The organism is Streptomyces sp. cf386, assembly GCF_900103585.1.
Taxonomy (GTDB): domain Bacteria; phylum Actinomycetota; class Actinomycetes; order Streptomycetales; family Streptomycetaceae; genus Streptomyces.
Map to the genome: position 1 here is coordinate 173,938 of NZ_FNHV01000001.1, position 11,347 is coordinate 185,284.

Genomic DNA, 11,347 nt, shown 5'->3' on the forward strand with positions numbered 1-11,347 from the left:
GGTGATCCGGCGGATCAGGCGAAAGTGATGACGCTGCGGCCGTGCGCCGATCCGTCGGCCATCGCGTCGAGGACGGCCGGTGCCTGGTCCAGGGTGATCGGCGTGACGTCGGGCAGGATGCCGTGGGCCGCCGAGAAGGCGAGGGTGTCGCGCAGGTCGTGGGGCGAGCCGGAGGGCGACGCGGCCACGCGCAGGCGGTTGAAGACCATCGGCGCAGTGGGCAGGGTGAGCGGCTCGGAGCCGTAGCCGAGGAGCAGGAGGGTGCCGTCGGGGGCGAGGCCGCCCAGGGTGGCGGAGGCCGCGGCGGTGGACGGGGCGGCGTTGAGCACCAGGTCGGCGCCGCCGTCCCAGGCCCCCAGCGCCTCGGCCGGGTCGGACTCGTCGGTGGCGACGAACAGTTCGGCGCCCAGTGTCTTGGCCTGGTCCTCGCCGCGCCGGGAGCGGCCCACCACGGCGACGCGGGCGCCCATGGCGGCGGCGTAGCGCACGGCCAGCGCACCCACTCCGCCGAGTCCGACGACGGCGACCCGGGATCCGGCCGTCGCGCCGCCCTGCCGCAGGCCGTTGAACGCGGTGAGGCCGGCGCACATCAGGGGAGCCGCGGCCACCGGGTCGAGGCCGTCCGGCAGCGGAGTGACGAAGTCGGCCTTGAGCAGCGCGTACTCGGCGTAGCCGCCGTCCGCCACGATGCCGGTGATCCGCTTGCGGGGGCACAGGATCTGGTCTCCGCGCACACAGTGGTCGCAGTGCCCGCAGGAGTCGTACAGGAACTGGGCGCCCACCACGGTGCCGACCTCGGGCCAGGTCACGCCCTGGCCGACGGCGGTCACCACTCCGGTGATCTCGTGGCCGGGGACGACGGGGTACCGGGCGAAGGGGTAGTGGCCGCGCAGCAGGTTCAGGTCGGAGAAGCAGACGCCGCAGGCGGTCACCTTGACCAGGACCTCGCCGGCGGCGGGCTGGGGGACGTCGAGGGTGTCGAGGGTGAGCGGGAGGTTCGCGCCGGTGGCGACGGCAGCACGCATCGCGGGCTCCAGTGGTCGGGGAGGTACTCGGGAAGTTCCGGTGCCTCCGAGTCTTGGGGGGCCGGTGCGGCCCCGTCCAATGCCTCTTCCCGCGCGATTGATGCCGAGTCGGCATGAGCGCAGGTCTACGTCGTGTCTCTCACTCGCACGGCCGCACGCACCGCCTCGACGAAGCTCGTGACGAGCGGTGAGGGGCGCCCACCGTTCCAGGCCAGGGCCACCTGCCCCGGCGGTGCGTCGGCGACCGGGACGTAGGCGATGTCGGACCTGGGGAACGCCGCCGCGACGGAGTTCGGCACGAACGCGATGCCGCGCCCGCCCCGGACATAGCCCAGCAGTTCCTCCATGTCGTGGAAGGCGGGGCCGTGGCCGGGCCGGGTGCCGTCGGGGCGCGGGTCGGCGTTCCATACGGCCGACCAGGCCTCGGCGGCGTCGGCGTACTCCAGGACCGGATCGTCGGCCAACGCGGCGAGGGCGACCTTCGCGTCGCGTGCTCGTGGGTGATCGACGGGCAGGACGGCGGTGAGGTGCTCGCGGTACAGCGGGAGCACCTCCACCCCGTCCGCCTCGACGGGCAGCCGGACGAACCCGACGTCGGCACCGCCCTCCAGCAGGACCCGCGCCTGGCTCCACCAGCGCAGCCGGACCAGCTCGATGGACACATGGGGACGCTGCCCGGAGAACGCGTTCAGCGCGAGGCTGACGTCCGTGCCGAGCATGAACCCGACGACCAGCGCGTCGTCACCGGCGCTGATGCGCCGGGCTCGCTCCTGGGCGGCCTCCGAAGCGGCGAGCAGCGCCTTGGCGTCGCGCAGGAACTGTTCACCGGCCGGGGTTAGCGTGACGTCGCGGGTGCTGCGGGTGAACAGGTCGACCCGCAGGTCGTGCTCCAACTGCCGCACCTGCCTGGACAGCGCGGGCTGGGTGACATGCAGGGCGAGGGCCGCCTGACCGAAGTGCCTGCGCTCGGCCACGGCCACGAAGTAGCGCAGCTTGCGCAGATCCAGATCGATCGGCCCGTCAGGCATGGCTTCACGCTATACGACCGTGCGCAGGCCGTCCGGGGCCGAGGACCGGCCGAACGGGAGAGGAGAGCAGCGCCCACCGTCCCGTACGGCCGCGGCGTTCAGCCCGTCGCGTCCACCAGCGCCAGCTCGTGCAGCCGGTCCGGCGGGCCCGGGCGGGCGTAGTACCAGCCCTGGGCGGTGTCGCAGCCCAGTATCCGCAGCTGCTCGGCCTGGGCCCCGGTCTCCACGCCCTCCACGGTCACCGCGAGGCTCAGGCTGTGGGCCAGGGAGACGATGCCCTCGACGATCTTGAGGTCGACGGGGTCGGCCGGGAACTGCTGCATGCTCTGGGTGAAGGAGCGGTCCAGCTTGAGGATGCTCACCGGCAGCCGGCGCAGGTTGGCGAGGTTGGAGTAGCCCGTGCCGAAGTCGTCCAGGGCGATGTCGACACCCATCTCGGCCAGTCGGCGCAGGGGTTTCAGCAGGTCGTCGTCGGCGCCGATGAGGGCCGACTCGGTGACCTCCAGGCACAGGGAGTCCGGCTCGACACCCGCGCGCTCCAGGATGTCGACCGTGTCCTGGACCAGCCCGGGGTGCGTGAGCTGGCAGGGCGAGAGGTTGACGTTGATGCGGAGCGGCCCCGCATCGTCGTGGCGTTCTCGCCACTCGCGCGCCTGACGCACCGACTGTTCCAGCACCCAGCGGCCGAGCGGCACGATGAGCCCGGTGTGCTCGGCGAGCGGGATGAACCGGTCCGGGCCGAGGACGCCGTGCTGCGGGTGCAGCCAGCGCACCAGCGCCTCCGCACCGCGCACGCTGCCGTCGCCGAGGTGGACCAGGGGCTGGTACTCGATGAAGAACTCGCCCCGGTCCAGGGCCGTGGGCAGCGCCGTGGTCAGGCCGTGCCGGGTGATGGCACGGGCGTCGGCCTCCTCGTCGGCGAGCTCGAAGCGGTTGCCGCCCGCCGACTTGGCCCGGTACATGGTGATGTCGGCGCTGCGCAGCACCTCCGCCGGGCTGCGTTCCCCGGCCGGGCCCTCGACGATGCCGATGCTGCCGCGCACGGTCAACTCCCGGCCGTCGACGCTGATCGGGGCGATGAGCGCGTTCATGATGCGGGAGGCGAGTTCGTCGACCTCGTGCTCGGTGTCGGGACCGGTGGTCAGCGCCACGAACTCGTCGCCGCCGAGCCGTGCGACCATCTCGCCGGGCGCGGTGGCACAGGCCTGCAGCCGGTCGGCGACCTCGACGAGCAGCCGGTCGCCGGCGGCGTGGCCGAGGCTGTCGTTGACGGTCTTGAAGCCGTCCAGGTCGAGGTAGCACAGACCGAACCGCTGTCCTTCGCCGGCACCCAGTGCCTTCTCCAGGCGTTCGAAGAAGAACGTGCGGTTGGGCAGGCCCGTGAGGGCGTCGTGCGTGGCCTCGTAGCGCAGCCGCAGATTGAGCAGGCGACGCTCGGTGGTGTCCTCCATCAGAGCCAGTTGGTACTGCGGTTCGCCGTCGGCGTCGCGCAGCAGGGAGACCGTGAGGTTGGTCCACAGGACCGTTCCGTCAGGGCGGTAGAACGCCTTCTCGACGTGGTAGTGCTCGCGGTCGCCGCGCACGAGTTCGTCGTAGAGCTTCCAGGTCTGCGGCGCGTCCTCGGGGTGGGTCCACTCCATGACGTTGCGGCCGTGCATGGTCTGCTCGGAGACGCCGAACATCCTCAGCAGCGCGCCGTTGACCTGGAGGACGTTGCCCGTCAGGTCGGCGATGCCGATTCCTATGGCCGCACCCTCGAAGACCGCGCGGAAGCGGGCCTCGGTGGCGTGCAGCGCCTGCGCCACGACGCCCTGTGCCTTGAGGGCGGCCGCGGAGATCGCCTCCTGCTCGGCCAGCGTCCGCTCGCGCAGCGCCTGGGCGAACCCGGCGGCCATGGCGTGCTGGAGCCGCGAGGAGCGGGCGCGCAGGTCCTCCTGGTCACCGTCGGTGCCGCAGTACAGGACGAGGTAGGCGTCGACGCAGTCCAGCGAGCGGCTGAGCGCCTCGGGGTCGGTGCAGTGCGCGGTGACGAGCGCGGCGCCGACCGCCCTGCCCTCGTCCGCGTCGAACGTCCTGGCCCGCAGCGCCTCGCTCAACCGGCGGGCCAGCGGCAGCAGTTGCGCCTCGAACTCCGGCCGGGTCGACGACGTCGAGGTCACCGGGAAGACCGCCCGGCTCCAGATCGTCGCGAACCGGCGCAGTCTGTCCTCCGGCCCGTCCGGCCCCGCGCTCACGCCGTACGTCCCACGCCGGCGAAACCGGAGAAGGCATACGGATCCTCGTCCTCCGGTGCGGTGTCCGGCCGCCAGCGCGGCATCGGCACCAGTCCGGGTTCCACCATGTCGTACCCCTCGAAGAACCGCGCGATCCCGTCGCGCGAACGCATGATCAGCGGGTTGCGAATGTCCTTGTATACGTCGACCGTGCCCTTGGCCCGCTCCTCGGGCAGCGGGATTCCCTCGTACGAGGCATGCGTGAGCACCAGCATGCTGCCGGGCGCGAGCGCGTCGCGCAGCTCGGCCACCGCCTCGTACGGGTCGTCCTCGTCTTCCACGAAATGCAGTATGGCAACGAGAAGCAGCGCCACTGGCCGGTTCAGGTCGATGAGGCTCTCGACCTGCGAACTGGCCAGGATCTCCTTGGGCTTGCGCAGATCCGCGGCGACGACGTCCGTGCCCTCGGTGCCCTCCAGGACGGCCTGGCTGTGCGCGACGGCGACCGGATCGTGGTCGACGTACACCACACGCGCGTCGGGGCTGGCCGCCTGGGCCACCTCGTGGACGTTTCCGAACGTCGGGATGCCGGAGCCGATGTCCAGGAACTGGGTGATGCCCTCGTCGACCGCGAAGCGCACGGCACGGCGCATGAATGCCCGGTTGGCCTGCATGATCTTGGGGAGCCCCGGCATGAACTCCATGGCCTTGCGGGCCGCTTCCCGGTCGACCTCGAAGTTGTGCGAACCGCCCAGGTAGTAGTCGTAGATCCGCGAGACACTGGGCACCGAGATGTCGATGCCCCGTGGGGCCCAGGCGGGACGCTCCATCTATCTCTCCAAGGCGTAGGCGATCCGGTGTTCGAGCAGAGGCTACTGATCGCCCGCCAAAGGAGCGAGCGGAAACGGAAATTGACCATCCGTTCCCGGTCACTGCCAGCGGCACGTGCCGGATTGATGCCCCACACACACTCTGCGAAAGCATCGGAAGCATTCCACAGAGTTCCGAACCATGGTGAAAGTGGGCGAAGAATACCGGTGAATGACGGCAAACCGGTCCGCCCCCTGTGCGTGGAGCCTCAGGGGGCGGACCGGTGGGTCGGGCGCGCCGTCCGTTCGTCCGGCACTCTCGCTGCTCTCCTCCCTCCCTTCCGTGGCCCGTACTCGGTTGGGTGAGGCGATCAACCCTGGGGAGGTGTGATCTTTACTCCGACGCGCCGACCGGCTTGCCGTCGGGGCGAATGGCGAACCAAGTGCCGCCGACGCCCTGACCGTTGGTGTCTCCGGGCTTCTTGTCGCCCGCGAAGGTGTAGATCGGCACGCAGTCGATGGTCTGCTGCTTGATGCCGTCGGGCCGGTCGAAGACGACGTAACCCTGGCCCCGGGGACCGGAGCCCTTCAGGTCGATGCCCTCGGTGTCCTCGGCGTCGACCGGCGCGATGACCGGCCACTTCTCCAGGCACTCGCCGGTGCACGCCGTCTTCATCGGCCAGGGCGAGTCCTTCATGAAGCGGTAGACCGTGTGGCCGTTCTTGTCGATGACGATCTCGCCCAGCTTGGCGTCCTTGCGCGTGGACAGACCGGGCAGGTCGGCGGCCTCGGCGCCGCCTCCTTGCGCCTTCTTGCCGGTGGGGGCGAGCGCGTACCAAGTGCCGCCCACGCCCTGGCCGTTGATATCGCCCGCGTTGGTGTCCTTCGCGAAGCGGTAGGCGGGCCAGCCGTCGATCGTCAGCTGCTTGGTGCCGTCGGTACGGGTGACCGAGCCGAGCAGCTCGTCGTCGATGCCGGCGCCTGCCTTGGCGTCGTCCGCGGGGACCGGCGGCCACTTCTTCGCGCAGTCGCCGTCACAGTTCGACTTGGGCGGCTCCGCGACGTCCTTGTCGAAGCGGTAGAGCGTCAGCCCGGCGCTGTCGGTCAGCACCTCGCCGAGTTCCTGGTTGGTGGAAACGGACAGCTCACCGGCGGAGGCACTCGGCGCGGCCGCGTTCTCCTGGCCGGCCGCGCCAGCGTCGTAGCCGGATCCGTTCCCAAGGCCCGTACCGGCGCTTCCGTAATCGCCCGCCGCGGCCGTGGCACCCACATTCTGGCTGCTCGCCGGCGGGGCGGTTTCCGAGCCGCAAGCCGTCGTCAGCGCCAGCACTGCTACGGCGCTCACCACGAGCGAGGCGCTCCGCCACGAGGTATTCATCGTCAACTCCCCATAATCACAAGGGTGTTGCAGCGCCCTGCTGCGCCGCCGCACGACAATGGGTACGCACGGGAGCCACGCTCGTGTTCAACCGACGCACAAATTTCTTTCCGAGAGCTGTGACACCACCCGCATCACACCTGTGAGGAAGACGCTGTTCGGGTCGCACGGAAGTGCGCTTCGGCGGTCACACCCGTGCCCGGCGAACAAACCTATCGAGGGCCAAATGTCGCCCGTTCGGGGCAATCCACCCGGGCTCGGGCGTATGCGCGCGGGGACTGGCCTCAAGATCTTCGTCGTGTATGGACTCGAACCGACCCAATCCACCCTGACGACAAGGGTGTTGACGGTGGTGACACTGACCTGGCTTCTGGTGGCGGCACCGGCCGAGGCGGCCGTGGCCACGGTCTGCGCGTCCGCCGGCACGGGCCCGGACGGTGCGCAGGCGGTGGCCGTGGTCGGGAGCCTGACCTGGCCCACTCCCTCGCCGTGCCCGACACCGACACCCACTCCCACGCCGACACCGACCCCGACGCCCACGCCGGACCCGGAGCCGAAGCCCAGGCCCACACCGGACCCCACGCCCACGCCGTCACCGACGCCCACCCCGAAACCCGAGCCACCGCCACCCGCACCTCCTCCCCCGCCACCGCCCCCGCCCCCGCCGACGCCAAGGCCCGCGCCGCCGCGCCCGCAGCCGGCGCCCACCCCGACCCCCACGCCGAAGCCCTCGGTCAAACACACCCCGAGTCCGTCCACGACCCCGGTCGACTACCCGCCCTACCGCGCCACCCCACACCGACGGGCGGCCCACGACGCCCCGTCGCCCCTCACCTTCGTCCTGCTCATCGCTGCGCCCGCGATCGCCGCCGTCGCCGCGCTGCGTCCGCGCTGAATCTGGAGGCTTCCCTTGCCGGAATGGCTTGTTCTCACCCTCGCGATGCTGGCCGCCTGCTCCGTGGTGGTCATCATCACCCTCGTACGGCACCGCACCGCCCCCGAGGACGAGGATCCCTCCGAGACCCCTGACGTCATCGAGTACATGACCATGTGGATCGGTGTGGTGTACGCCATCGTCCTGGGCCTGGCCATCGCCGGTGTGTGGGAGGGCCGCAGCGCCGCCGAGGACCACGTCCAGGCGGAGGCCGTGGCGCTGCATGAGGTCTCGGAACGCGTCCGGGTCTATCCGGCCGACATCCGTGACCGCATTCGGGACGATGTCAACGCCTATGTCGGACACGTCGTCACCACCGAGTGGAAGACGATGTCCGAGGACGGCCGGGTCACCGAGCGCGGCACCGAACTCCTGCAACGCGTGCGCGAGGACGTCACCGACTACGAGCCGAGGACGAACTTCCAGGCGCAGGCCTACCAGCCGCTCCTCGACCAGGTGACCGCCGCCGACCAGGCGCGCAACGCCCGCGCGAGCTCCACCGGGGAGACCATGCCGGGCGTGGTGTGGTTCGGGCTCATCGCCGGCGGCATCGTCACCATCGGGATGATCTTCGCCCTGCAGATCCGGCGCACACCCCGCGAACTGATCCTCGCCGGGGTGTTCTCCGCGCTGATCGCCTTCCTGCTCTTCCTCATCTGGGACTTCGACGCGCCGTACAGCCGTGGCGTCACGGCGTCTGCGGAACCGTTCCTGGAACTCTTCCCGCACATCAAGGGCTGACGGGCCCTCATCCGACCGGCCCAGGCGTCTGCCCCATTCGCACGACAGCGATCGCGCGGGTGGGCGCGTCTTCCTAGCGTTCCGATCATCGAGGTGCATTTCCGGCGCACGTGGACAGAGGTCCGCAGCTGCTCCTCGGGGACCGGAGGGAACACCATGCGCGCGATACCCGTCGCTTCGGCCGTTCTGCTGAGCCTCGGCACCTTCGTCCTGTCCCCACCCGCCGCCCAGTCCGGTGGGGACGCCGAGGGTTTCCGGGTCTCTGTGCTGCCCTCCACCGTCGCCCCCGGTGGACGGGTCATGCTGCACGCGACCGGCTGCGCGCAGAGTGTCAGCGTCTCGTCGGGGGTCTTCGACACGGTCATCATTCCCCGCGGGCGGACCTCGGCCCGGTCGGTGGTCGACCGGGACGCCCGACCGGGTGCCGGGTACGAGGTGTCGTTCCACTGCGGCACCTTCTGGCAGGACGTCGACCTCACCATCGCCGGTGTCCGGGAGGCCGCTCCCCCGCACTGGCGGAAGGGCGTGGACGCGGGTGACGGCGGCAGCCTGGCCGACCTCGACCTCAAGCAGATCGGCATCGGCGCCGCACTGATCACGGCCTCACTGGGGACGGCGTACCACCTCTCGCGGCGCCGCAGCGACGAGGACGGCAACTGACACCACGGGCCGCACACACAGGATTCGCCCCGGATCCCCCGCAAGGGGGCCGGGGCGAGGTCCTGTTGAACACGCGAACTGTCCGGCACGGCAATGATCAGAACCGCTTCTCCGCTCGCCGCCGCATCCAGAACACCCCGCCACCGACGACGGCCAAGGCAATGAGCCCACCTCCGATGGCCATGTCGGTCGGCGTCGCCCCCGTGGAGGTGCTGCCGCCGAGACCGCCGCGGACGCCGCCGATGACGGTGAACGCGTTCGGGCGGGTCAGGGGCCTACCCGAGTTGGTGCAGCGGACCGTGATGTTGTGTGCACCCGGCCTCGCGCGGCTGTCGACCGCCGCGCTCCCCTTCGCCGTGCTGCCGCCCACGGGGACCAGCGACGTGGGCCGGAACGCGTCCGAGGTCGCGGTGCCGCCCTGCGGGCAGCCGTCGACGGTGATGGTCACCTGCCCGCTGCGCGCGATGACGCTGGGCAGGGAGACGATGTTGCTCGGTCCGATGGACAGGCCGTCCCGGGCTGTGGCCGCCGGGGCGGCGAGACCGAGAGCGGCGACCGCTGTGGCAGCGGCCGCCAGAGCTCGCGTAGTACGCATGTGATCCTCCGCGGAAGACACCCCGGGAACCGTCCCCGGTCGATCGGCGAGAAAGCGCCTCCCAGAAAAACCCTCAGATGCCGTGCCCGAGGCCGCATTTCGGCGATGGTCCGTCCTGGTGAGACGACACGCCGACGGACAACCCCGCAAATCGGAATTGCCGCAGGTCACGGACCGTCAGATTTTTCCGGTTCGGTGGCAACTCGGATGGCGCACCGAACGGGAGCGGCCACCCATTCGTATGCGACCCGTCGCCGGTTTCCCGCGCGGGACTTAGCGTTTTACTATGCGCGATTTCCGGGACGACTGCCGCGTCAAGAGGGGAAGTCGAATGTACGGGACCGAGCTGGCCGAGGACGAGGAGGAGCGGCGCAGGAAGCGCGCTCCCTGGGGCGTGCTGGCGCTTGTTCTGCTGACCGGTCTCGCGCTCGTCCGCAATGGCTCGGGGGAGTTCGACGTGGGGCCGCCGCAGCCCGCGTCGGCCGCCGCCGCGGACAGCCAGGTGTCCGGCGGCATCTTCGCCGGGGCCGCGCAGCCGCTGCCGTACGCCCTGCCGGACCGGGTCAGGATCCCCTCGATCCAGGTCGACGCGCCGACGATCCCGGTCGGTCTGGACCTGGACGGCTGGGTCGGCGCGCCGCCGCCGGAGGACCCGAACCTGGCGGGCTGGTTCACCGGCTCGGTGTCTCCCGGGGAGAAGGGCACCGCGGTGGTCGTCGGGCATGTCGACAACACTCTGGGCCCCGCCGTTTTCTACGGTCTCGGGGCGCTCAAGCCCGGGAATCGCGTCGAGGTCGCCCGCCAGGACGGAAAGACAGCCGTATTCGAGGTGTACGGCGTGGAGGTGTTCGCGAAGAACGACTTCCCCGGCGACCGGGTCTACGCCTCCAAAGGGAGCGCCGAATTGCGGGTCATCACCTGTGGCGGCGGTTTCTCGAAGCAGAACGGATATGACGGGAACGTCGTCGCTTTCGCCCGCCTGGTCGAGGTCCACTGAGCGTGCCCGGCCGGGCCGGCGAAAGCCGTCCCGGCTTTTCCGTTCCCGTCAGGCGTACTTCCGTTCGGAGACGTCAGGTGTACTTCCGTTCGGGGACCGTGACGAAGTATCCGGAGTCCAGCAGCCGCGGCAGATAGGCGCGCAGGGCCCGGACGCTCTGGGAGCGGTCGCCCCCGGCGTCGTGCGAGAGCACCACGACGCCGGGGGCGGCGCCGTCCTCGACCCGGTCGATGATCGTACGGGTGCCGGGGGTGGTCCAGTCGAGGGTGTCGACGGTCCAGGCCAGCGGCTCCATGCCCAGCTCGGCGCCGAGTTGGAAGGTGGCGCGGTTCCAGGCGCCGTAGGGCGCGCGGAACCAGAGGGGGCGCTCGCCGTACGTGCCCTCGATGATGTCGCAGGTGCGCTCCATCTCGGCGCGGATCCGGGACCGGCTGAGTGCGGTGAGCAGCGGGTGGGACCAGGTGTGGTTGCCGACGACATGGCCTTCGTCGGCCATCCGCGCCAGCAGGTCCCCGTTGTCGGCGACCATCTCGCCGCACACGAAGAACATGGCGCGCACGTCGTACTCGCGCAGGGTGTCCAGGATGTACGGGGTGTAGCGGGCGTCGGGTCCGTCGTCGAAGGTCAGCACCATGGTGCGGCCGCGCCCGGACACGCGCAGGAGCGGCTCGCGCCGTACGAGGGTCCGCCGGGATGCCGCGCGGCGCGGGCCGTACCCGGTCATGGGCTGGAGCCGGTAGGCGGAGGGCTTCAGCGCGCGGTGCGCCTGCGGGCCCGCGGCCGGGGCGGCGGGCCGGATCGTTTCCTCGCCCGTGATCGTCGCGAACAGTCCGGCGGTGGCGCCGGCGGCTCCGACGGCGGCGGCACCGGCGAGCAGCGCGCGGCGTCGCGTGAGCGGACGGATAAGCGACTGATCCTTCGTCATGAATGATCAGTCGCCCGGTGCGGGACCCACGCAGCTCGGCAA

The 11,347-nt window shown here is 70.7% G+C and carries 11 protein-coding genes; 4 read left to right on the plus strand and 7 right to left on the minus strand.

The window, feature by feature from the left end:
* Nucleotides 1-14 precede the first annotated feature (14 nt).
* The 5 genes from BLU79_RS00775 to BLU79_RS00795 all read right to left on the minus strand — a co-directional run bounded on the left by BLU79_RS00775 (nucleotide 15) and on the right by BLU79_RS00795 (nucleotide 6,453).
* On the minus strand, nucleotides 15-1,025 hold the full coding sequence (locus tag BLU79_RS00775) for an alcohol dehydrogenase catalytic domain-containing protein (RefSeq protein WP_093903583.1): 1,011 nt from the start codon (nucleotides 1,023-1,025) through the stop codon (nucleotides 15-17).
* A gap of 125 nt (nucleotides 1,026-1,150) precedes the next feature.
* Entirely contained in the window at nucleotides 1,151-2,053 is a 903-nt protein-coding gene (locus BLU79_RS00780) for a LysR family transcriptional regulator (RefSeq protein ID WP_256333086.1), read from the minus strand.
* Between the two features lie 98 nt (nucleotides 2,054-2,151).
* Entirely contained in the window at nucleotides 2,152-4,287 is a 2,136-nt protein-coding gene (locus BLU79_RS00785) for a putative bifunctional diguanylate cyclase/phosphodiesterase (protein WP_093903584.1), read from the minus strand.
* The gene (locus BLU79_RS00790; protein ID WP_093903585.1) at nucleotides 4,284-5,096 is read right to left on the minus strand and encodes an SAM-dependent methyltransferase; all 813 of its coding nucleotides are present in this window, start codon (nucleotides 5,094-5,096) and stop codon (nucleotides 4,284-4,286) included. Before BLU79_RS00790 ends, BLU79_RS00785 begins: the two co-directional genes overlap by 4 nt.
* Nucleotides 5,097-5,469: 373 nt before the next feature.
* Entirely contained in the window at nucleotides 5,470-6,453 is a 984-nt protein-coding gene (locus BLU79_RS00795) for an SCO0930 family lipoprotein (protein WP_093903586.1), read from the minus strand.
* A 349-nt stretch (nucleotides 6,454-6,802) separates the two neighbouring features.
* Between BLU79_RS00795 and BLU79_RS48010 the strand changes: the two genes are divergently transcribed.
* The 3 genes from BLU79_RS48010 (at nucleotide 6,803) to BLU79_RS00810 (ending at nucleotide 8,788) form a co-directional block, all read left to right on the plus strand.
* Nucleotides 6,803-7,348 (plus strand): hypothetical protein, encoded by a 546-nt coding sequence (locus BLU79_RS48010; RefSeq protein WP_256333087.1) that lies wholly within the window; start codon nucleotides 6,803-6,805, stop codon nucleotides 7,346-7,348.
* Nucleotides 7,349-7,363: 15 nt separating this feature from the next.
* The gene (locus BLU79_RS00805; RefSeq protein WP_093903587.1) at nucleotides 7,364-8,128 is read left to right on the plus strand and encodes a bestrophin-like domain; all 765 of its coding nucleotides are present in this window, start codon (nucleotides 7,364-7,366) and stop codon (nucleotides 8,126-8,128) included.
* 156 nt (nucleotides 8,129-8,284) lie between these two features.
* Nucleotides 8,285-8,788, plus strand: coding sequence for a hypothetical protein (locus tag BLU79_RS00810; RefSeq protein WP_093903588.1), 504 nt, complete (start codon nucleotides 8,285-8,287; stop codon nucleotides 8,786-8,788).
* A gap of 97 nt (nucleotides 8,789-8,885) precedes the next feature.
* Here the strand turns inward: BLU79_RS00810 and BLU79_RS00815 are convergent, their stop codons facing one another.
* The gene (locus BLU79_RS00815; protein ID WP_177000817.1) at nucleotides 8,886-9,383 is read right to left on the minus strand and encodes a hypothetical protein; all 498 of its coding nucleotides are present in this window, start codon (nucleotides 9,381-9,383) and stop codon (nucleotides 8,886-8,888) included.
* 331 nt (nucleotides 9,384-9,714) lie between these two features.
* On the opposite strand from BLU79_RS00815, the gene BLU79_RS00820 reads away from it, so the two are divergent.
* A complete protein-coding gene (locus BLU79_RS00820) occupies nucleotides 9,715-10,380 on the plus strand; it encodes a class F sortase (protein WP_093903589.1) in 666 nt (221 codons plus the stop codon).
* Between the two features lie 73 nt (nucleotides 10,381-10,453).
* Here the strand turns inward: BLU79_RS00820 and BLU79_RS00825 are convergent, their stop codons facing one another.
* A complete protein-coding gene (locus BLU79_RS00825) occupies nucleotides 10,454-11,305 on the minus strand; it encodes a polysaccharide deacetylase family protein (protein ID WP_093903590.1) in 852 nt (283 codons plus the stop codon).
* Between the last annotated feature and the right edge of the window lie 42 nt (nucleotides 11,306-11,347).